The organism is Pseudoglutamicibacter cumminsii (assembly GCF_003143995.1).
Taxonomy (GTDB): domain Bacteria; phylum Actinomycetota; class Actinomycetes; order Actinomycetales; family Micrococcaceae; genus Pseudoglutamicibacter; species Pseudoglutamicibacter cumminsii_B.
In genome coordinates this window covers 130,473-152,278 of record NZ_QFWG01000004.1, presented here as the reverse complement: position 1 = coordinate 152,278, position 21,806 = coordinate 130,473, and the positions used below count along the sequence as shown (strand labels likewise).

The following is a 21,806-nucleotide window of genomic DNA, read 5'->3' as shown; positions in this document are numbered from 1 at the left end:
AACATAGAGCCAACCGCATGATCCAGCTCACACGAAAGGTTCTATCCCATGAAAAAGACCATTGTTGTAACAGGTGTTTCCTCCGGAATCGGCGCGCAGACCGCCGCGCAACTACGCGCCGCCGGGCACCGCGTCATCGGGGTGGACCGCAACCCACCGGCTCAGGCTAACGGCGATCACACCGAAGACTTCGTGCAGCTCGATCTCTCCTCAACAGATTCCATTCAAGCCGGCGTTGCCCAGCTCACCGAGCTAGCCGGCGGCCAGATTGACGGGCTCGCAAACATTGCGGGCGTTCCGGGCACCGCCCCCGCGGAGGTCGTCATGGGCGTGAACGTGATCGGCCTGCGCGACTTCACCCAGGCGCTACTACCGCAGCTGGCGTCTGGTGCCGCGATCGTTAACCTCGCCTCATCGGTAGCAGTTGACTGGCGCAACCACCTCGACGAAGAGAACCGAGCCGTGCAGGCGAACAGCGTTGACGAGCTCAAGGCAGACGAACAAGTCTGGGCACTGGTTCAAGACGAGTCCTACCTGTTCTCGAAGCAGTGCGTCCGCCTCCTCACGGAGCAGCTGGCCGCCTCTCTGGTGGAGCGGAAAATCCGCGTCAACAGCGTGAGCCCAGGCCCGGTATCGACCCCGATCCTGGAAGACTTCAAGACCGACCACGGCCGCGAAAAAGTCGAAGGCGCCTCAAAGCTGCTCGGCAAATACGGTGAAGTCGCCGAAATCGCTGACGTCATCGAATTCCTACTGAGCGATACGGCCCGCTGGGTCAACGGAACCGACATCCGCGTAGATGGCGGACTCGTAGCCGCCCGCAGGAGTGGAAACCAGTAACCATGGCCAACCGCGCACCGCAGCGGCAGGGCAACCCTGCCCAACGTTCAACCACCAAGCCAGCCACAGCATCGGCATCCGTAACCTCACGCGCGCTACGAATTCTGGAAACATTCGATAGCGCCCACCGCGACCAGACGCTCAGCAGCATTGCCAGGCGCGCGGACCTGCCACTGGCTACGGCACACCGGCTGGTGAACGAACTAGCGGTGTGGGGCGGCTTAGAGAAGAAGTCTGGCCGCTACCGAATCGGACAGAAGCTGTGGCGCATCGGCCTGCTAGCTTCTGCCCAACAGGACGTAGCCGAAATCGCGGCGCCCTACATGCAGGACGTCCTGTTCGTGACCCACAACGTGGTCAACCTGTTCATCCTGGACCAAAAAGAAGTGCTCCTCGTCGAGCGTATTTCCGGGACGAACACCGGCGCCCCGTTCCGCCGAGTAGGCGATCGAATGGACTTGCACTCGAGCGCGGCGGGCAAGCTGATGCTCGCGTACGGGGCGCCGGAACTGCTGGCTGAGCTACCAGCGGATTTACCTCGGCATACCCAGCACACCATTGGCCGGAAATCGGAGCTGATCCAGCACATCACTCGGATCCGTTCGCAAGGTTTCGCGACCACCGAGCGAGAGAGCGGTGCGAACAACTTTGCTCTCGCCGTGCCTGTGTTCTCCCCGACCACCGGACAGATCATCGCCGCGCTGGGCATCGTGACGCAGGATGCGATGGCCCCGATTGGGAACGTAGTGCCGGTGCTACAGATCGCTGCCCGAGGTATTTCCCGAACCCTCGAAGTTGGGGACTAGAACGTCTGCTCAGACTTCCTGACGCTGAGGCGTGCCCTTCAAAAGCCAGATCGTGCCGAGGATTCCTAGCGAACTGAACCCGGCCGTCAGCATCCAGGAGCTCTCCCAACCACCCGTCTGCACCGCGAACCACGCGATGAGGAACGGCCCCAGGAAATTGCCCATGTTGAAGATCTGCTGCATCAGCCCCATCACCACGGCACTCGAACCATCCGGCTGAGCCAATTCGCCAATCATCCGCGTCAACAACGCCGGCACCGCTCCACCAATCGCCGAAAACGCGACCGCCAACACAAGCGACGCCAACGCTGGGAACGCCGTCTGATCCCACGGGACAGCGAAGAGCCCAATCGACGTCAGAGCCATAGCCGCAAAAGAAACGATCACTAGACGCTTTACCGTGACACCCCTGCCGACCAGCAGGCCGGCGCCAAGCGCACCCAGGATATTCACCCCGCCAACAACCGCGGACATCATCCCCGCCGCCGGCTGCTGAATCCCGTACTGCTCATAAATCCGGGGCAAAAAGCCGACAACCGCCATCCACTGGATGCTGTAACAAGCGAAAATAGCGCCGGCCAGCCAAGGACCAGGTCGCGAAATCGTGACCCGCACCAACCGCCACGTCCCCGATCCCTTAGCCGAGCCAACGGCCTCATCCCGGGGAACCAGCGCAAGCACGCAAGGAATCAAGGCCAGCGTCACAACCGCAGCCCCAACCCACATCGGGCGCCAACCGAACTCCGGCACCACAAACGTACCCGCCGTGAAACCGATAAAGGCGGCCAACCCCTGAAACATCGCCCACGCGGTCAACGCGCGAAACACATGCGGAGGCTCAAACCGATCCCGGAGCAACGCCGGCCCCAAAACTACGCAAAAAAGGAACCCGATGCCCTCAACCGCGCGCGAAACAAACAACACCGACGCCGACTGCGCAACCGCACCCAACAACGAGCCAAGACTCAGCAACACCAGTCCCACCACAATGACGCGCCGCAAGCCCAAACGCTCACCCAGCCACGCAGTCGGCAAACCGCCCAGGATGCTCGCCACCTGGATGATGCCGATCAAAACCCCGGCCTGCACCAGGTCAATACCAAGCTCCGCGCTCAGCGCCTCCAAGGACGGCGGGAGCTTCCAAATATGGGCGGCACTAACAATCCCGACTACAACCACACACAGCCATGAAACAGAGGAAGTCCCGCTACGCAACGACGACATAGCCACCCTTAAAACCTTTTATTGTCTTATCGAATTTGTCGTGCTTCGAATATCTCTTAGTTCGAATTGGACATATCGATATTGTCTTGGACCGAAGTATATGTGCCCCAGAACACACGCCACCTTTATGATCGAGTGTGAACGGACGAACTCGCGAACGGAGGCTCTCTCATGGACCTGACCACCGCCAACCGGACTAAGATCCCCGCTCTCGCTTTCGGAACGTGGCCGCTCCAAGGCGCGGAAGCCACCGAGGCCGTCCGCCACGCCCTCGAGCTCGGCTACCGCCACATCGACACCGCGGAAGGCTACGAAAACGAAGACGCCGTCGGCGCCGGCCTCCGCGCGAGCGGGCTCGACCGTGACGACTACTTCCTCACCACCAAATTCCAGAAGCAGTGGCACGGCCGCACCGAAGTCCGGCAGGCGCTCGAAGGCACCCTTTCCCGCCTGGGTCTCGACACCATCGACCTCTACCTCGTCCACTGGCCCAACCCAGACCAAGACCGCTACGTTGAAGCGTGCCAGGGCCTCGAAGACCTCCGCGCAGAAGGCAAAATCCGCAACTGGGGTGTCTCCAACTTCAAACCACACCACCTCCAGCGGGTCCTCGACGCCGGCCTCACCCCGCAGGTCAACCAGATCTCCGTCAACCCTTACGGCCCGCAAACCGAGATCCAAAAGTTCAACACCGAACACAACGTGCTCAACGCCGCCTACTCGCCACTCGGCCGCGGCGGCGAACTCCTCGCCGACCCAACGCTGACCCGCATCGGCGAAGAACACGGCAAGAGCCCCGCCCAGGTAATCCTGCGCTGGCACCTGCAGCAAGGCCGCATCGCCGTCCCACGCTCAGGCAACCCGGAACGCCAAGCCGAAAACCTCGCCGCGCTCGACTTCGAACTCACCCCAGCCGAGCTGGACGCGATCGACGCCCTCAACCGCAACGACGCCCCACGCCTCGACGCCGACGAGTTCGGTCGCTAGGACGGCTAAGCATGGCTAACTCCCCCTCCGGGGATTCGATGCTGGAGAGGATCATCCGGATCCTCTCCGCTTTCGACGCACACCGCCCCTTGCTTTCGGTGGCCGCCCTCGCGAACCGTGCGGACATCCCGCTGGCTACGTGCTACCGGCTCGTGAACCAGATGTGCGACGCCCAGCTGCTCCGCAAAGACGCGGACGGCAACATCGGGCCCGGGATGCGGCTGTGGGAGCTCGCCTCCCGCTCCTCCCCGGCACGCGACCTCCGCGCCGCGGCCATGCCTTTCCTCGACGACGTCCAGGCGGTCTTCCGCCAGCACACCCAGCTCGCGGTCCTAGATGGCGACGAGGTGCTCGTCTTGGAACGGTTGTCCTCCCGTAATTCGGTGGTCAACAAAGCCACGATCGCCGGCCGCATGCCCGTCCACCAGGTCTCGCTCGGCCTATCGATGCTGGCCTTCCAGCCGCAAGCCGCCATCGACGCCTACCTGCAACAGCATCCGGAAGCCGCCGATATCTCCTACACGAACACCGGAAACCTGCGCACCACGCTGGCCACCATCCGCCAGCGCGGCTACGCGCAACTGGACGGCATGGTCGACCACGACACCGCAGGCGCAGCCGTACCCGTGTTCGCGGCACTCACCGGGCGTGACCGCACCAAGGTGATCGCTTCCATCGGCGTTGTGGTTCCCATCGACTTCGAACAACGCGCCGCCCTCGTCCCCGTGCTCCTCGCCGCAAGCCGCGGCCTAACCCGCGCCCTATCGACCCCCGAACCGGAAGAAAATCAGTAACTGCCAGCAATAATTCTCATTCAATGAAAACCGATGTTGAACTCTGTGTCGTCTAGCTCACACTAGTAGGACTAGACCATCACACTGCTAGACAGAACAGACTCTGCAGCCTTTTCTGATTCTCAGGAGCGCACTTCGTGGCACCAACCATTGAAAAAACCCAAGTAGGTATCGTCGGCGGCGGCCCCGCCGGCCTCATGCTGTCCCACCTGCTCTCGCAGCAGGGCATCGAGAACATCGTGATCGAAAAGCGCGACCACGAAACCATCGCGAACACCCACCGCGCTGGCATCCTCGAAACCGGTGCCGTGAAGATGCTCACCGAAACCGGCGTTGACTCCCGCGTGAAGACCCGCGGCTACGAGCACGAAGGCATCGACCTTCGCTTCAACGGTGAATCCCACCGCATCAACTTCAAAGAACTCATCGACGCGACCGTGTGGCTCTACCCGCAGAACGACGTGTTCGTCGACCTCGCGGCAGCCCGCGAACGCGACGGCGGCGACGTCCGCTTCTCGTGCAACGTCACCGAGGTCCTGGATCACCTGACCGACACCCCTAAGATCCGCTACACGGACGCCGAGGGCGGCGAGCACGAGATCCACTGCGACATCCTCGTCGGCGCGGACGGCTCCCAGAGCACGTGCCGCCGCTCGATCCCTAAAGAGGACCGCAGCGAAAACTTCATCGAATACCCGTTCGCTTGGTTCGGCATCCTCACCGAAGCCCCACCAAGCGCGCCAGAGCTCATCTACGCGAACTCCCCACACGGTTTCGCCCTGATCTCCCAGCGCAACGATGAAGTTCAGCGCATGTACTTCCAGTGCGACCCTGAAGAGAACGTGGACGACTGGGATGAGGAACGCATCTGGGCTGAACTGCAGCGCCGCGTCGACGGCCCGGACGGCTTCCAGCTCAAGCGCGGCCCGATCTTCGAAAAGGTCGTGCTGAAGTTCCGCTCCTATGTGGGCGAACCGATGCGTTACGGCAACATGTTCCTCGCAGGCGACGCCGCGCACACCGTCCCACCGACCGGCGCTAAAGGCCTCAACTTGGCTTTCGCTGACGTACAGGTGCTGTTCGATGCGCTCAAGGCCCACTTCATCGACGGCAACTCCGAAGGCCTCGACGGCTACTCGGATAAGGCTCTCAAGCGCGTGTGGAAGGCACAGAACTTCTCTTACTGGATGACCCAGATGCTGCACACCCGCAAGGACGCCACCCCATTCGAAACCAAGCGCGCCCTCGGCGAGCTGAACACCGTCGTCAGCTCCAAGTACGGGCAGTCCTACCTGGCTGAGTCCTACACCGGCTGGCCACACGAAAACTAACCCGCGGGCGCCGAAGCCGACCACCCCGTCGGGCTCAGCCACTCAGCGCCACCGAAGCAGACCACAGACGACAAGGAGCAAATCATGGCAGACGAGAAGTTGCCTGTGCTTGACCCGCTGGCCTCCGGCGACTCGCAAGAGCAGATCAGCCAAGAGATGGCAGACATCCACGCAGAATACGAGGCCGCCAAGAAGGCGGACCCGAGCAAGGAAGAAACGCAGCCACGCGTGAACTTCCCGCCGTACCGGTCCTCACTGCTGCGCCACCCAACCAAGAACATGCACCACGCCGACCCGGAAACCATCGAACTGTGGTCCCCGGCGTTCGGCCACCGCGACGTGCACCCGCTCGAAGCCGACCTCACCATCCAAGGCAACGGTGAACCTATCGGTGAGCGCATCAAGATCCGCGGCAAGGTCCTCGATGGTGACGGCCGCCCGGTGCGTGGCCAGCTCATCGAAATCTGGCAGGCTAACGCCGCCGGCCGCTACGTGCACAAGCGCGACCAGCATCCGGCGCCGATCGACCCTAACTTCACCGGCATCGGCCGCGCCATCACCGGCCAGGACGGCTCCTACGAGTTCACGACCATCAAGCCGGCACCGTACCCGTGGAAGAACCACCACAACGCGTGGCGCCCAGCGCACGTGCACTTCTCGCTGTTCGGTACGGACTTCACGCAGCGCATGATCACCCAGATGTACTTCCCGGGCGATCCGCTGTTCTCGCTGGACCCGATCTACCAGGCGATCACTGACCAGAAGGCGCGCGACCGCCTCGTCGCTAACTACGACCACTCCGTGACCAGCCACGAATGGAACACCGGATACCAATGGGACATCATCCTTACGGGTTCCAACCGGACCTGGATGGAGGACGGAGAAGACCATGCCTAAAGAGAAGCTTGTACCTACCCCTGGCCAGACGATCGGCCCGTTCTTCGGTTACGCCCACCCTCACGAGCAGGTCCACTTGCCGTGGTGGGACGGCCAGAACCTTGTTCCACCGGGCCACGCTAAGGCTGTGCGGCTGACGGGCACGGTGTACGACGGCGCGGGCGAGCCGATCCCGGACGCGATGCTGGAGATCTGGCAGGCCGATGAGAACGGCAACATCGTGCAGAACGACGGCTCGCTGGTGCGCGACGGCTTCACGTTCACGGGTTTTGGTCGCGGCATCGTCGATAACGTCGGAACCTACACGTTCTCAACCGTGAACCCTGGCCCTACCGAAGAAGGCAAGGCGGCGTTCATCGCGGTAGTCGTGTTCGCCCGCGGCCTGCTGAACAAGCTGCACACCCGCATCTACCTCCCGGATGACGAGGAAGCGCTTGCGAACGATCCCGTGCTGCAGTCGCTGGATGAGGATCGTCGCAAGACCCTCATCGCTACCCGCGGCGAGGACGGCTCCCTGCACTTCGACATCCACTTGCAGGGCGAGAATGAAACGGTGTTCTTCCAGTTCCCTGGGATCGACTACCCTGACAACTAAAAGCTAGGAGTGATGCGCGTGCCGAATGCTGACTATGGAGTCCTCAGCCCCGCGTGGGCGGGGAGTCAGACGGCCGCGCTCACTAGCGATCACGCGTTCATCCAGGCACTGCTCGATGTGGAGCGGGCTTGGTCTGTAGTGCTCGCCGATGCGGGACTCATTCCGGGCGAGCATCTCGCCCCGATCAACGCGGCCGCTGATGCTGACGCCTATGATCTCGATGCGATTGCCGACGCCGGTGTGGGCGGCGGCAATCCGCTGATCCCGTTACTGAACGCCTACCGCGCTAAGGTCGCGGAAACTGACCCAGCCGCCGCATCGAGCATCCACATTGGCGCGACGAGCCAAGACATCATGGACACCGCCATGATGCTGCTCATCAGTCGCGCTGGCGCACAGACCCTGGCCACGGCGAAGCAGGCCGTGGTCGCTTTGGAGAACCTGGCCCGCGAACACCGGGACACCCCTATGGTCGCGCGCTCGCTGACCCAGCATTCGCTTCCGGCGACGTTCGGTTGGCGGGTCAGCCACTGGCTCCAAGCCCTCGCGCAGTCCGGCCAGCATCTCCAAGAAACCCTCGCGCAGACCGCGCTGCAGTGGGGCGGCGCGGCAGGCACCCGTGCCTCACTCCAAGACTTCCTGACCCGCGCTGGACGTTCCGGCGCCGCTGCCACCAACAGCACCGTCACCGCTGACGAACTGATCGCCAACCTCGCGGACCAGCTGGGCCTCCAGAACCCTGCGCCGTGGCAAGCCAACCGCATCCCGGTCCTGGTGCAGGCGAACTCTTTCGCGCAGCTCGCGGCGGCGTGCGGCAAAATCGCCAATGACGTCCTCATCAGCGCGCGTAGCGAAAACGGCGAACTCGGAGAACCGCTCGCGGCAGGCCGTGGGGTTTCGTCCGCTATGCCGCACAAGCAAAACCCGGTGCTGTCCGTGCTCATCAAGAACGCCGCGCTGACCGCACCGCAGCTGCTCGCGCAGGTCTACACGGGTGCCTCCGCCAACGTTGAGGAGCGCGCCGATGGCGGCTGGCACACCGAATGGGAGGCCCTGCGTGGGCTGGTCCGCACAAGTGGCGCGGCCGCTGAAAAGACCCACGAGCTGGTCTCCGGCTTGCGCGTGTTCCCTGACCGCATGGCCGAAAACCTCGCCCGCCACGGTGAGCTGCTGGCCACCGAACGCATGGTCGCGCATCTTGCGCCGCAGCTTGAAGAAACCGGGCATGCCGATGCAGGGCAAGGCAAGAAGCAGCTGCAGGGGCTGATCTCTCGCGCACTTTCAGAAGGAACCCCGCTCAAGCCGCTCTTGCTGGCGGAACTGCCGCGGGACGTCGTCACCGAAACAGATTTGAACGACTTGCTGGACCCCACCGCCTACACCGGGGACGCCACCAAGCTCGTTGACCACATCATCTCCACCTACACTGACTGGAGTCATTCATGACCGCACCAAACATCGTTGCCGTTCAGCTCACTGAAGCGGATCAGACCAAGCCACTGCTGCTCGTCGGCCCCGGACTAGGTACGGGCGTTGAGGCGCTGTGGACGCTGTGCGCCAACGAGCTCGCGGCCGATTTCGAAGTGATCGGCTACGACCTTCCAGGCCACGGCCGGTCCCCGGCCTCGACGGAGGAGTTCACCCTCGAGGAGCTCGGTGATTCCGCGGCAGCGATCATCGCCGAACAGGCCGCCGCTGGCCGTCAGGTGTTCTTCGCTGGTGTTTCGGTTTCGGGTGCGGTTGCGCTCGAGCTCGCGCTCAAGCACGGGGACAAGTTCGCCGCGGTGGCGCCGATCTGCTCGGCCGCTAAGCTCGGAACCCCGGAGGCTTGGAAGGAACGCGGCGAGCTGGTTGCGAAGGCCGGCACCCCGACGATGGTGACCGGTTCCGCTGAACGCTGGTTCGCGCCGGGCTTCATCGAGAAGCACCCGGAACGCACCACCAACCTGCTGCACACGCTGCAGAACGCTGACCGCTTCGCCTACGCGCACGTCTGCAACGGCCTCGCCGGCTACGACGTGCGTGACCGCCTGGGTGAGATCAGCATCCCTGTCGTGGCGATGGGCGGCGCAGCTGACCCGGTCTGCCCGCCGGAGGACATCGATTTCATCGCCAAGAACGTCCCGAACGGTGTTGGCATCATCATTGACGACGCGGCACACCAGGCGCCGCTCGAGAAGCCAGAAGAAACCGCGGCAGCTTTGCGGGACCACTTCCTCGGTGCTGCTAACGGTGGCGGCGCGTCGAAGGACGGCGCGGCACAGAATGGTGCGGCTACGTTGCAGGAAGTTTTCGATAACGGCATGAAGGTGCGCCGCGAAGTGCTTTCGGATGCGCACGTGGACCGCGCGAACGCGAACAAGGACGAGTTCAGCGAGGACTTCCAGGACCTCATCAGCAAGTACGCGTGGGGCACCATCTGGACTCGCCCTGGGCTGGATCGGCGGATGCGTTCAGCAGTGACGCTGACCGCGATGGTCGCAGGCGGTTACTGGGAAGAGCTCGCGATGCACGTCAAGGCCGCCCGCCGCAACGGGGTCACCGTGGAGGAGATCAAGGAGATCCTGCTGCAGACCGCGATCTACTGCTCGGTTCCGGCCGCGAACGTCGCATTCAAGACCGTGAAGGAAGCGCTCGCCGAGTACGACGCCGAACAGTAAGCCACACAGAACAGTCGGTCATAGAACAGTAAACCGCCAGAGAGGCGCGTCCACGGCCGCGAGTCAACCGACTCGCGGCCGTGTGCTCTTACGGGATCGCGGAATACACCACGAGGTCGCGGACCTCACCGCGCAGGACCTCTCCGTTGCGGCGGACGCCCTCATTCGTGTAGCCGGCTTTCTCTGCGACCCTGCGGGACGCCGCGTTGTCCGGGTGAACACACAGTTCAACCCGGGCCGCTCCGCGTTCCAGGGCCCACTCCGTCAGCAGACGGACTGCCTCCGTCATGAGGCCGCGCCCGCGCGCCCAGGGGGCTGTCATGTAGCCGACGGAAACGTAGTGCTCGTTGTGGACTCGTAGCTCGATCTGCCCCATGAACCGGCCACTTTCTGGGCCGTCGCGGACGGTGATGACCCATCGCGTGCCCGGCGCTTGGTTGCACCATTCAAGCGCCATGTCACGCGTATAGCTCAAGGGCACCTGCGTCCACTCGAGCACCGCAGCGTCCTGGCAGGTGGCTAAGAGGTCGTCTGCATCGTCTTCGCGGAAGTGACGCAGCACGACGCCTCCGCTGGACAGCTCGGCGGCATCGAAGTGAAAATTCTCTGCAGGCCCCATGTCAGGCGCCCTCCGCTACGCGCAACAGCAAGCCTCGCAAGGAATCCTGCGTGACTTCACGCGGATTCCCCTCCGGGATCGCGCCCCAAGCCAACTCCACTGCGCGATCCACTCCGGCCGCATCGAAACCCTGCTTGTTCGAGCTCCGCCCGTTCGCATCTTGCCCAGCTAAGCCGGTCTGCGCGTCAACACGCTCATACAACCGCAACAACGCGTCCACCGCCTCAGCGGCCGGGTCATCCGCGGAGGCGTCTCCGCCGAGCGCCCCCGCAAGCCTAGCCGCAACGTCCGGCACCGCCGGCGCATTGAACGCGAGCACGTAAGGTAGCACGGTCGCGTGCGTCAACGCGTGCGGGGTATCGAACGCCCCACCAATCACGTGGCACAGCTTGTGATGCAAACCAGACCCCGCCGAGGCGAACGCAACACCCGCCAGGTACGCGCCATACAGCGCCTGCCCCAACGCCCCCACATCAGGTACTCCGGCGTCCGTATCGGCCTCAGCATCGGCACCGAGGCCGGCCCGTGAGCTCACGATGCGGGGGATGCTTTCCGTAAGAGCGCGCAGCCCCTCGATCGCAATGGCTTGGTTCAGCGGGTTCGCTCGCGGCGCCCACATGGAATCCACACAATGCGCCACCGCGTTCAAGCATGAACTCACCGCAAGCTCCACGGGCAGGCCCGCTAACAGCTTCGCGTCATAGATCACCGCGAACGGACGCACCGCCTCATCCACTCCCGTGACTTTGCGTCCCTCGCTGGTCTCGCCCCACATGGCGGTCGCCTCAGAACCTGAAAATGTTGTCGGCACAGCGATCACCGGGATCTTATGTTTCAGCGCAACCGCCTTGGCGAGCCCCGTCGCGGAACCACCACCCACGCTCACCACAGCATCCGCGGCAACCTCAGACGCAACATCGCGGGCCCTATCCGCAACATCCTTCGGAACATGCATCCGCACTTCGTCATGCCACGCCGCCACCGGGACATCCGCCGCAATTCGGCAAGCGACCTCACGCTGCGAACCCGAAGCGATCACCATGACGCGCTCAGCACCCAGCTCCGCGACAACCTCACGCAAAAAGCGCGCCGCCTCGCCCGCGCCGAAACAGACCTTCTGCCCCAACGTCGCATCAGAAAACACAGTTTCACGCGTGAACACGAACATCACCCTTTCTCGGTCGGCTTCTCGGTCGGCTCACCTGCGACGCCAGAGGCATCAGTAAGGCCGGAGTCAACAGCAAACCCCGAGGCGTCAACGATGCGCACCTCGCCGGCGTCGGCCTCGTCACCGGCGGCCTCATCGTCACTAGCCCCCACATCGGCATCAGACATTGCAGCAAACCGCTTGCGCATAACCTCGATCGCTTCCGGATTCTGATCGATCAACAAAAACTTGCGGCCCAACTCACGCGCCGCCGCCCCCGTGGTTCCGGAGCCGCCAAAGAAATCCAGGACCGTATCGCCCGGCTTGGAGCTCGCCGCCACGATGCGCCTCAAAATACCTAGCGGCTTCTGCGTCGGATACCCCGTCTTCTCCTTACCCATCGGAGAAACGATCGTGTGCCACCACACGTCCGTCGGCAGCTTCCCGCGTTCCCGCTTCTCCTTAGTCACCAACCCAGGCGCCATATACGGTTCACGGTCCACCTCATCGGAATCAAACCAATACCGCGCCGGATCCTTCACATACACCAGGATGTTGTCGTGCTTAGCAGGCCACCGCTTAGTGGTGCGAGCCCCATAGTCATACGCCCAGATGATCTCGTTCAGGAACCCCTCACGCCCAAACAAGCCATCCAACAAAACCTTCGCGTAATGCACCTCCCGATAATCCAGGTGCACATACAACGTCCCATCCGGGGTCAACAACCGGTACGCCTCCGCGAGCCGCGGACCCAAAAAATCCCAGTACTGCGCAAACGCGTCGTCATACGCCAACGCCGCCCCACGCAACGTCACATACGAATGCCCACCAAAACCAACACGGTCCCCCACCTCATCAGCGCCGGCCCGCTTAGTGCGCAACGACTGCCGCGTCTGTTTACGCCCCGTATTGAACGGCGGGTCGACATAGATCAGACGGAAACTCTCATCAGGCAGCCGGCGCAAAACCTCAAGGTTATCCCCCACCACAATCGTGTCCGGATCCCCCGGCGCCCACAAAGCACCGCCATCAACCTGTTCCGTCACCTACACGCCCTTCGCCGCCGAACTCAACACTGCAGATCCTCTAACGCTGCACAACCACTAACACTTCACAACCACTGGCACTGCACAACTGCTAGCTTAGACAACATGCGAACACCCGTACCGGATTATCTCCAGGACATCATGGAGTCCTGCGTCGATGACGGCGAAGTCGCCAGCTACATCCCCGAACTCGCCAACGCGAACCCCAACAGGTTCGGCATCGCGTTGTGTATGGACGACGGCACCGTCTACGAAGTCGGCGACTACCAACACGAGTTCTCGCTCCAGTCCGCCGCTAAACCGTTCGCATACGCGCTCGCCGTCGAACATCTGGGGCCCGATGGGGTCGAAGAGCACGTAGGCGTGGAACCTTCCGGTGACGCCTTCAACTCCGCCTCCGTCGACGCTAAAACGGGCAAGCCCAGCAACCCGATGATCAACATCGGCGCGATCACAACCTACGCGCTCACCGGGCCGATCAGCCTGACCCCCGAGGAACGCTACGAAAACGTGCGCCTCGGGATGTCCCGCTTTGCCGGCCGCGAACTCGAACCGGACCTGCCGGTCTACGAATCCGAGATGGCGAACGCGTGGCGCAACCTCTCCCTCGCCTACCTCGTCCGATCCACCGGGCACTTCACGCTCCCACCCCACGACGTCGTCGACGGCTACACGAAAGTGTGCTCCCTCAAAGTCACCCCGCACGACCTCGCCGTGATGGGCATGACGCTCGGCAACGGCGGCATCAACCCCGTCACCGAAGAACGCGTCGTCAGCGAAGACACCGCCCAACGCGTGCTGTCCGTGATGTCCACCTGTGGAATGTACGACGCCTCAGGCGACTGGATGACCGACGTCGGCATCCCCGCTAAATCCGGGGTGTCCGGCGGCATCGTCGGCGTCCTCCCAGGCCAGGCCTCACTCGCGACGTTCTCGCCGCGGCTGGACCGCTACGGCAACTCCGTGCGCGGCCTCCAAGCGTTCACGCGGCTCTCCCAGGACCTCGGCCTGCACATCATGTCGCTACCACCGACCGGCGAATCCACGGTCCGCTCCGTCGCCCGCCGCGACCAAGGCGACGGCCCCGAACTCCACGTCGAAATCCAAGGCCCCCTACGCTTCTCGTCCGCGGAACGCGTCATGCGAACCCTCGCCGCGCTCCCCGTCAGCGACGAACCCGTGGTGCTCGACGTCTCCCGCGTCGGTTCCGCAGACCGCATCAGCGTGCGCATGATCCACGAATCCATGCACCGCCTCCACACCGACGGCCACCAAGTCATGGTCCGCGACCCCAACGGCGTACTCCGCGACCGCTGGGACTACAACTGGGACGAATAGCCGCGCGCTAGTCCCTCGTTGGCAGTCCCGCGGTGGTGCCCCGCGTTGGCGGCCCTGGCACTAGTGCCGCGGCGGCGCTCGCCCTTGCGCTGGCTCGCTCACCCGCATAGCCTCACAAACAGCAAAACTTTCACCCGAGCACCGCGTTAGTAGAAGAACACCGCGTCAGTGAAAGAGCACGGCGTCACCTAAGAGAGCAGGTCACGATGTCCCACACTCCTCCGCAGCCGTGGACCGGCCGGATCGACGGTGACGGCCCCGAACACGCCCGCTGGCACTCCACCATCCAGCCGCTGCCTGCCGACGATGCGGATGCTGGCGGCACGGTTGCCGGCGATGCGGCGGCCGGCGGCACTGCAGAACCCGGCAGCGCAGCAGAATCCGGTACGGTGCTGCTTGGTTTCGCCTCGGACGAGGGGGTGCGGCGCAATCAGGGCCGTGTGGGTGCCGCTGAAGGTCCCCACAAACTGCGTGAAATGCTCGCGTCGTTGGCCGTGCACCCCAAGCCCGGCCAACCGAGCCACCCGAGATACGACGCCGGGGACATCAACGTCACCGACGGCGACCTCGAAGGCGGGCAAGCGGCCTTCGGTCAACACGTCGCAGCACTCCTGAACGCCGGCCACTTCACGGTGGGGCTCGGCGGCGGGCACGAAATCGCGTACGCAAGCTACCTCGGCGTCGCCGAACACCTCACCCGCCTGCACGACGGCGAACCGTTCACTCTCGGCGTCCTCAACCTTGACGCCCACTTCGACCTCCGCGAAGCCGAACAACCCACCTCCGGGACCGGCTTCCTCCAAATGCACCACGCAGAAACCGCGGCCGGCAGAAAACTGCACTACGGCATCGTCGGCATCAGCTCCGCATCCAACACCAACACCCTGTTCCGGCAGGCCAAAGCCATGGGTGCAGAGTTCCTCCTCGACACCGAATGCGGCCACCGCGACGAAGTCACCGGCTTCATCCGCGACTTCAGCAGCCAGGTAGACCACCTCTACCTCACGATCGACCTCGACGTCCTGCCCGCCGCGACCGCGCCGGGCGTCTCCGCGCCAGCCGGCTACGGCGTCGATCTCCCCACCATCCACGCCGCTGCACTCACCGCGGCGCGCAGCAAGAAACTCGTGCACCTCGACATCGCCGAGCTCAACCCGAGCCTCGACATCGACAACCGCACCGCCCGCACAGCAGCGCGGCTCATCGACGACATCGTGCGCGCCCACGAAAGCACCCGCACCTAAACTAGCTACACAACCGAGCCGCTAAACGACCAAGCAACCGGAGCGAGCAGGAGCCAGCATGCACCCCTACTTTGGGAACGCACCAACACCAGGTGGCGCGCCGCAGCTAGCCCCCTACATGCACGCCCAGAACCCCGGTTACAGCGGCCCCGCCTACGGTGGGCAACCTGGCTACGCGGGGCATCCCGGTTACGGCCGGCCGGCGCCACGCAAGCGCCGCCGCACCGGAAGCAACATCGCGGCGATCCTCGTGGTCATCGTCGCCATCGCGGCGTGGCTCGTCCCGAGCGTCCTGCAACCCGGCCTCACGACCAACCCCACCGGGACCACACAACAACCTATAGAGGAACCACCCAACCCCGCCGCGGCCGGCAACCTCGCAGAGAAACTCAGGCAAGCCGAACCACCCACCGTTAACTTCCCTGCCGAAGGACAAGGGCAAGAGCCACGCGACAGCGGCCCCGTCAAAAAAGGTCAAGAGCTCAAAGACGGCGTGCCCGGGCTCGTGCTCATCGAATCCGTGCTCCCCGGCTTCGTGTCCGGCGCCGGAACCGGGCTCATCGCAACCCCGGACGGCTACATCATCACCAACTACCACGTCATCCAAGGCTCAACCGCCATCCGCGTGCAAGACACCCACACTAAGAAACGCTACGAAGCCTCACTCGTGGGCCATAACGCGCTCAAAGACATCGCGGTCCTGAAGCTCAAGAACGCGAAAAACCTCCGCACCATCGCAATCCCGAGCACCAACGTGACCCTCGGAAGCCGCGTCACCGTCATCGGCAACGGCGAAGCCAAAGGCGTCCTCCAACAGCTCCACGGCAGGGTCACCAACCTCAACATCAACATCCGCACCCGAGCCGACGGCGCCGTCCCCGGCACCCGCCTCGACAACCTCATCGCAACCAACGCCGACGTCGTCCAAGGCTATTCAGGCGGCGCGATGATGCAGCGGGGCGGCCACGTCATCGGCATGACGGTCGCCGCGTCGCAAGGTGACTCCTCAGCTACCGTCAACGGGTACGCGATCCCCATCAGCACCGTGGTCAACGAAACCCAGCGCATCCTCAACGGAACCAACGGAGACGGCACCATCATCGGCCGGCCAGCCGCGTTCGGGATCACGGTCATCAGCGAAGAGAAACCCAACCCACGTACGCCAGGGATCGCCATCGAAAGCTTCCTCGAAGGCTCGCCACTACCCAAGCTCGGCGTCAAAGAAGGCGACCGCATCACGATGATCAACGGGGAACACATCGAAACCTACAGCGACCTCAAACGCGCGCTCGCACCGCTCGAGCCCGGCGAGAAAGTGAAGATCGCGTGGAGCGCCGACGAAGGCGCGAACGGCGGAACCGGCGAAGGCACCGTGACCCTCATCCGCTCCGGCGTGAACTAGCTTTCAGCGTCCGATGCGGTGGTTGCTGGCCGCACATACATCGCCGCCAACTCGGCCTCAGATAGCGCTGAACCGTCCGCGGCAACACCGGCACCCACATCGTTGATGTCAACTCGCGAGCCCGGCTGAACACCCACCGATTCGAGGCGGCGCAAAAGCTGCGGATCATCGTCGGCGATCCGAACCACCTCATACGTGCCAGGGCCAAGCTCGGCGAGCGCCGCAACGTCATCCATGGACGGCATCGAAAGGTCCGGGCCCGGGATCGGGTCGCCGTGCGGATCCATGCGCGGATACCCGAGCAGCGCGTCGATCCGGTCAACAAACCGGGCTGACGCGGCGTGTTCGAGGCGTTCGGCGTCCTCGTGCACTTCGTCCCACGTGTAGCCGAGGGATTCGACGAGGTAGGTCTCGATGAGCCGGTGGCGGCGCACCATCATGAGGGCTACAGCGCGGCCACGCTCCGTGAGCGCGACAGGCTTGTACGGCTCGTACGTGACGAGTCCCTGCCGCGCTAGACGCCGCAGGGTCTCGGAAACGTTCGGCGCGGAGGTTTGGAAACGCGAGGCCAGCATTGAGGTTGAGGTCGGCTCGCCACCCCACTCGAGCGAGGCCCAAATCTGCTTGACATAGTCCTGGGCGACGGGGGAAATCTGATCCAGCTCGACCGGGGACAGTTCGTTAGGGGACTGCTCAGCCGAGGACGCTGCGTTACCGTCTGAACCCATGAGTGCACTCCCCTCGCCGAGCACGACTCAGCCACCTGGCCGGCCGCTACGTGTTGTCTCATGCAACCTTATCGCCCCAGCGCCTCAGCAACCCAGCGGGCGTGTGCACCCGCCCATGCGAGATACTGGACTCATGAGCCACACGCACGACCACGCCCACGAACATGAGCACAGCCACGAGCACCCGCACGAGCACGCGCAGCCGCGGATGAGCGATACCCGCAGCCAGGCCGCGATCGAACACCAGGAAAAGTTCCCTCGCCCCGAGAAAGACCAGCCGGGCGGTGCGCTGCTTCGTTCCTACATCGAATACGATCAGGGCCCCAACGGCGATACCCTGCTCGCTTTCGGTTCCGACTTTTTCGGCACCAAGCTCTACGTTCCAGTGGCGGCCCGCAGCGCATCGGGCGCCGTGACCCACCTGGTGGCTCACGGATTCGAGGAGCTGCGCGTGGTCGAGGCCGCGTTCTCCGAAGAGGAAGCCCGCAGCTTGTGGACGCAGATCCGCCCCGACGACGAGGTCCCCGAGTTCGCGGGTCTGTACGGCGATGAGCTCGCCGAGATCGCGTTCAAAGATACGAGCTTTGGCGCGAGCGGCATCACCGGGATCGTGGTTGACCCGATGGACACCGGAATGCTGATCCGCCCCGAAGACGAAACCATGCAGTTCCCTCTGCGCAACGGCCGCTTGCGTGCCGCAGTCCTCGCCAGCCATGACGATGCGGTTGAGGCTCTGATGGGCGAAGGCGAGGTGGTCTTGATGACGCAGAAAACCGGCGACGGCGATCGCGAAGGCGTTGCGTTCATGAAGAACAAAGAAACCGGCGAAATGATCCTGCCGGTGTTCTCCTCGACGCTCGAGGTGTTCCGGCACAACCCGGGTGGCGGTTCCGTGATGGTTCCACTCGCGAGCCTGCGGACCACCGTGAAGCCGGGGATGGGCATCGTGATCGACCCGGCCAGCCCTGAGGCGGTCGAACTGCCGAGCACCGAACTCGAGAAGGTCGGCTACTACCAGGGTTAGGGTTGTGCGGCGAGGTGCTTGAGGAGTTCAGCTTCGGCGTTCTCGAGCACCTCACGCCACGCCTCGGCGGCGGCGAAACGATCCCCGCCTTCAAGCAGGCCGGCGACCGTTTGGTGTCCCTCAACATACAGGGCATGGAAGGCCGGGACTGCGGCCATCGAATCGAACAGCAACCGCATCGCGGCCTGGATCCGCCCCATGAGGCCGTTCAGAATCTCTGACCCGCCAGCGAGCATCAGCACCGTTTGAAACGCCTGATTCTGTGCCGCCAGACCATCCAGGTCGCCCCACCGCTGGGCCAGCTCGGCGCGTTCGGCGTGCACACGCAGCGCAGCCAACTGGGCAGCATCGAACTCGCCCCACGCGAGCGCGGCAGGTTCCATGAGCCGGCGGGCAGCGAAAATGCGGCGCACATCGTCGGCTTTCGGGACCGCGACGAACACGCCGCGGTTACGCACCCGCTCAACCAGGCCCTCCGCGGCGAGCGCCGTGAACGCCTCACGCAGCGTGTTGCGGGAAACATCCAGTTCCGCCGCGAGCGCGACCTCCCGCAACTGATGCCCCGGCGGCATCTGCCCACGCGCAATCAGGTCACGCAGACGCGCCGCCGCAACCACGGACGCGGGTGCGGAACTGCCGTGGTCAGACACCGGACACCCGCTCGAACTGCACAACCCTCTCAAACTGCACTAGTGAACCGGGAGGGAGCTGGGCGGCGAGCCGAATGTCGGCCTCCAGCACGACGCCGATCACCGGATAGCCACCCGTGACCGGGTGATCCGCCAAGAACAGAACCGGCTCGCCATTCGGCGGGACCTGCAGCGCGCCCGTGACCATGCCTTCGGTCGCGAGCTCGCCCGAACGGATGCGATGCAACGGCTCCGCACCCTCGGCCGGCTTGAGGCGGGCGCCCACACGGTTCGACTCCGTGGAAACCTCCCACACAGCCTCTTCGAAATGCTCAAGCCCCTCCGGGCCGAACCAGTCATCGCGCGGGCCCGGCGAATAGCGCAGAACCGTGACCTCGCCCGCGATCGGATACTCAACCGGCTCGATCACGTCATCAGTTGGGTCTTCAGCGCCGCCCTCGGCCAGGGCAAGCACCTCGAGAACGTCGCCCGCGGCGAGCGGCTTAGGCCCGAGCCCCGACATCGTGTCAGTCGAGCGCGAACCCAAAACTTCCTCGGCCGCGAAACCGCCCTTGACCGCGAGGTAGCCGCGCATGCCCTCGGTAGTGAAACCGATCTGCAGGGTCGCCCCGGTGGCCAGCTCGAACGCCTCACCCACAGGCGCCTCACCCACAGCCTTGCCGTCCTGCAGGATCTGCGCGGGCCCCACGGCACCGCCCAGCGCGAGCGTCACATCGTCCTGAGCCGTGAACTTCGCGTTCCCCAACAAAAACTCAACAGCCGCGGCGCCCGCATGGTTGCCGACCGCGTTATTCGCCTCCGCAAGCCCCCACACGTCAGCCGCGCCAGCCTGCCCCACGCCCAGGGAACCCACCGCAGGACGGCCCACGTCCTGAATCAAAGCCTGCGGACCCGTAGCATCCACGACGATGCGGGCCACCACATCGTCGGCGGCGTCAGCAATGGCGTCGGCGGCATCAGTTGCACTGGCGGTAGCGCCAGCGCCGGCATCAAGGTCAGCACCGATGCCGGCGGAGGTCACGGTCGCGTGCTCGCGGACCGCTTCGAAACGCACCGTGTCGCCCGGAACCAGAAGCGACGGCTGCTCACGGTCAACGTCCCACATACGTTCAGCGGTGGAGCCGATGAGCTGCCAGCCGCCCGGGGTCGGCTGCGGATACACCGCACTCTGCTGGCCAGCCAACGCGACCGAGCCCTCAGGAACACGCGTACGCGGAGAATCGCGGCGCGGAACCTCGATCACCGGCGCACCCTTGAGATCACGCGGCTTCAAATACATGAACCCCGGCGCGAAACCCGCGAAATCAGCGAGCCAATCAATGCGGGTATGCGCATCGATCAACGCATCCACGCTCAAACCAGCCAGCTCGGCGGCGTGAGCAAGGTCCTCGCCGTCATACACCACCGGGATCGTCACCAGCCGCGCCGCGTCCTCCGCCAACGGCTCCGGCTCCCGGCCCTGCAAACTCATCCCAGCCAGCATCAACGCGACCGGGTCAACGAACGTCAACAAAATGGACTGCGCCGCCATCACGGCATCGACCATGCCGTCCACCGGGTCGCGCTGAATCTCACGGTTCCACGCCATGCGCGAAGCCGTGTCATCAAACTCGAGCAACAAACCCGAGAAACCCACCCGCATCATCCGCGGGCGAGCAACAGCGCCTAAACCAGCAGGTCCACTCATGCAAACGCCTCGATCTTCACGCCAGCCTCAGTCAAACCAGCGCGAACCTTAGCCGCGATCTCAACCGCGCCAGGCGTATCGCCATGCAGGCACAAAGACTCCGCCTCAACACGGACACGCGAACCATCAACAGCAGTGAACTCACCCGTACGAGCCCAATCAACCACGCGGTCCACCACAGCCTGCGCATCATGAATCACAGCACCAGGCTCCCGGCGCGAAACCAACCGGCCCTCCGGCGTATAGCCACGATCAGCAAACGCCTCACCCACGCCACGCAAACCCTTCTGCGCAGCAACATCCAACGCAACCGAACCCGGCAACAACAAAACCGCCAAATCCGACGAAAACGCGCGCACCCCATCGATCACCGCACGCGCCTGCTCCTCGTGATGCGCAATCGTGTTGTACAGCGCGCCATGCGGCTTCACATACGTGAGCTTCCCGCCGGCGGCACGCACCATCGCATCCAACGCGCCAATCTGGTACAAAACGTCATCCGCCAACTCAGCCGGCGCAACATCCATGAAGCGGCGACCAAAACCGGCCAAATCCCGGTAGGCAACATGTGCACCCACCGCAACACCAGCATCGACCGCGGCCCGCGTAGTGGAACGCATATGCGACGGATCACCCGCGTGAAAACCACACGCAATGTTCGCCGAGCTCACCTGCTGAAGCAGTGCGGCATCGTCCCCCATGGTCCACGAGCCAAACGACTCACCCATGTCACCATTCAAATCAACGCGCACGCCACTGCCTCCTTCAGACATTCCTATCGTTCCAT

The 21,806-nt window shown here is 63.9% G+C and carries 21 protein-coding genes; 13 read left to right on the top strand and 8 right to left on the bottom strand.

The features are described 5' to 3' along the window. Nucleotides 1-48: 48 nt before the first annotated feature. Both CAY35_RS04815 and CAY35_RS04810 read left to right on the top strand, forming a co-directional pair. On the top strand, nt 49-840 hold the full coding sequence (locus CAY35_RS04815) for a coniferyl-alcohol dehydrogenase (protein ID WP_109303548.1): 792 nt from the start codon (nt 49-51) through the stop codon (nt 838-840). A 2-nt stretch (nt 841-842) separates the two neighbouring features. Continuing rightward, nucleotides 843-1,646, top strand: a complete 804-nt coding sequence (locus CAY35_RS04810) for an IclR family transcriptional regulator (protein ID WP_109303547.1) — start codon at nt 843-845, stop codon at nt 1,644-1,646. 9 nt (nt 1,647-1,655) lie between these two features. Here the strand turns inward: CAY35_RS04810 and CAY35_RS04805 are convergent, their stop codons facing one another. Continuing rightward, nucleotides 1,656-2,870, bottom strand: a complete 1,215-nt coding sequence (locus CAY35_RS04805) for an MFS transporter (RefSeq protein WP_109303546.1) — start codon at nt 2,868-2,870, stop codon at nt 1,656-1,658. Nucleotides 2,871-3,041: 171 nt separating this feature from the next. Between CAY35_RS04805 and CAY35_RS04800 the strand changes: the two genes are divergently transcribed. The 7 genes from CAY35_RS04800 (at nt 3,042) to pcaDC (ending at nt 10,134) form a co-directional block, all read left to right on the top strand. Beyond that, on the top strand, nt 3,042-3,857 hold the full coding sequence (locus CAY35_RS04800) for an aldo/keto reductase (RefSeq protein WP_109303545.1): 816 nt from the start codon (nt 3,042-3,044) through the stop codon (nt 3,855-3,857). 11 nt (nt 3,858-3,868) lie between these two features. Continuing rightward, complete coding sequence (locus CAY35_RS04795) at nt 3,869-4,651, top strand: IclR family transcriptional regulator (RefSeq protein WP_109303544.1); 783 nt, start codon at nt 3,869-3,871, stop codon at nt 4,649-4,651. Nucleotides 4,652-4,788: 137 nt separating this feature from the next. Then, on the top strand, nt 4,789-5,982 hold the full coding sequence (locus CAY35_RS04790; RefSeq protein ID WP_109303543.1) for a 4-hydroxybenzoate 3-monooxygenase: 1,194 nt from the start codon (nt 4,789-4,791) through the stop codon (nt 5,980-5,982). An 84-nt stretch (nt 5,983-6,066) separates the two neighbouring features. Then, nucleotides 6,067-6,879 carry a protocatechuate 3,4-dioxygenase subunit beta gene (gene pcaH / locus CAY35_RS04785; protein ID WP_109303542.1) on the top strand — a complete coding sequence of 271 codons (813 nt, stop codon included), beginning with the start codon at nt 6,067-6,069 and terminating at the stop codon, nt 6,877-6,879. Beyond that, a complete protein-coding gene (gene pcaG / locus CAY35_RS04780; RefSeq protein WP_109303541.1) occupies nt 6,872-7,474 on the top strand; it encodes a protocatechuate 3,4-dioxygenase subunit alpha in 603 nt (200 codons plus the stop codon). Before pcaH ends, pcaG begins: the two co-directional genes overlap by 8 nt. Nucleotides 7,475-7,492: 18 nt before the next feature. Next, nucleotides 7,493-8,920 carry a lyase family protein gene (locus CAY35_RS04775; protein WP_375231754.1) on the top strand — a complete coding sequence of 476 codons (1,428 nt, stop codon included), beginning with the start codon at nt 7,493-7,495 and terminating at the stop codon, nt 8,918-8,920. Continuing rightward, nucleotides 8,917-10,134 (top strand): bifunctional 3-oxoadipate enol-lactonase/4-carboxymuconolactone decarboxylase PcaDC, encoded by a 1,218-nt coding sequence (gene pcaDC / locus CAY35_RS10025; RefSeq protein WP_109303539.1) that lies wholly within the window; start codon nt 8,917-8,919, stop codon nt 10,132-10,134. Before CAY35_RS04775 ends, pcaDC begins: the two co-directional genes overlap by 4 nt. Nucleotides 10,135-10,222: 88 nt before the next feature. Here the strand turns inward: pcaDC and CAY35_RS04765 are convergent, their stop codons facing one another. The 3 genes from CAY35_RS04765 to CAY35_RS04755 are packed head-to-tail and all read right to left on the bottom strand — an operon-like array spanning nt 10,223 to nt 12,946. Beyond that, nucleotides 10,223-10,753, bottom strand: coding sequence for a GNAT family N-acetyltransferase (locus CAY35_RS04765; RefSeq protein ID WP_109303538.1), 531 nt, complete (start codon nt 10,751-10,753; stop codon nt 10,223-10,225). A 1-nt stretch (nt 10,754) separates the two neighbouring features. Further along, nucleotides 10,755-11,915 carry a maleylacetate reductase gene (locus CAY35_RS04760; RefSeq protein WP_258265630.1) on the bottom strand — a complete coding sequence of 387 codons (1,161 nt, stop codon included), beginning with the start codon at nt 11,913-11,915 and terminating at the stop codon, nt 10,755-10,757. 5 nt (nt 11,916-11,920) lie between these two features. Further along, nucleotides 11,921-12,946: a DNA-methyltransferase gene (locus tag CAY35_RS04755; protein WP_258265629.1), complete on the bottom strand. Its 1,026-nt coding sequence runs from the start codon at nt 12,944-12,946 to the stop codon at nt 11,921-11,923. A gap of 105 nt (nt 12,947-13,051) precedes the next feature. Between CAY35_RS04755 and glsA the strand changes: the two genes are divergently transcribed. The 3 genes from glsA (at nt 13,052) to CAY35_RS04740 (ending at nt 16,930) form a co-directional block, all read left to right on the top strand. Beyond that, complete coding sequence (gene glsA, locus CAY35_RS04750; RefSeq protein ID WP_109303536.1) at nt 13,052-14,284, top strand: glutaminase A; 1,233 nt, start codon at nt 13,052-13,054, stop codon at nt 14,282-14,284. Between the two features lie 206 nt (nt 14,285-14,490). Further along, on the top strand, nt 14,491-15,528 hold the full coding sequence (hutG, locus tag CAY35_RS04745) for a formimidoylglutamase (RefSeq protein ID WP_109303535.1): 1,038 nt from the start codon (nt 14,491-14,493) through the stop codon (nt 15,526-15,528). Between the two features lie 58 nt (nt 15,529-15,586). Next, on the top strand, nt 15,587-16,930 hold the full coding sequence (locus CAY35_RS04740; protein WP_109303534.1) for a S1C family serine protease: 1,344 nt from the start codon (nt 15,587-15,589) through the stop codon (nt 16,928-16,930). Here CAY35_RS04740 and CAY35_RS04735 read toward each other — a convergent pair. Continuing rightward, nucleotides 16,927-17,658, bottom strand: coding sequence for a metal-dependent transcriptional regulator (locus CAY35_RS04735; RefSeq protein ID WP_109303533.1), 732 nt, complete (start codon nt 17,656-17,658; stop codon nt 16,927-16,929). The genes CAY35_RS04740 and CAY35_RS04735 overlap by 4 nt on opposite strands. A gap of 133 nt (nt 17,659-17,791) precedes the next feature. Here CAY35_RS04735 and CAY35_RS04730 point away from each other — a divergent pair, with 133 nt between their 5' ends. Next, entirely contained in the window at nt 17,792-18,682 is an 891-nt protein-coding gene (locus tag CAY35_RS04730; RefSeq protein ID WP_181377490.1) for an SseB family protein, read from the top strand. Here CAY35_RS04730 and CAY35_RS04725 read toward each other — a convergent pair. The 3 genes from CAY35_RS04725 to CAY35_RS04715 are packed head-to-tail and all read right to left on the bottom strand — an operon-like array spanning nt 18,679 to nt 21,792. Then, entirely contained in the window at nt 18,679-19,332 is a 654-nt protein-coding gene (locus tag CAY35_RS04725) for a GntR family transcriptional regulator (protein ID WP_258265628.1), read from the bottom strand. The two genes, CAY35_RS04730 and CAY35_RS04725, sit on opposite strands and share 4 nt — an antisense overlap. Then, complete coding sequence (locus tag CAY35_RS04720; protein WP_109303531.1) at nt 19,325-21,019, bottom strand: 5-oxoprolinase subunit B/C family protein; 1,695 nt, start codon at nt 21,017-21,019, stop codon at nt 19,325-19,327. The genes CAY35_RS04725 and CAY35_RS04720 overlap by 8 nt, the downstream gene beginning before the upstream one ends. Further along, the gene (locus CAY35_RS04715) at nt 21,016-21,792 is read right to left on the bottom strand and encodes a LamB/YcsF family protein (RefSeq protein WP_109303530.1); all 777 of its coding nucleotides are present in this window, start codon (nt 21,790-21,792) and stop codon (nt 21,016-21,018) included. The genes CAY35_RS04720 and CAY35_RS04715 overlap by 4 nt, the downstream gene beginning before the upstream one ends. Nucleotides 21,793-21,806: the final 14 nt, after the last annotated feature.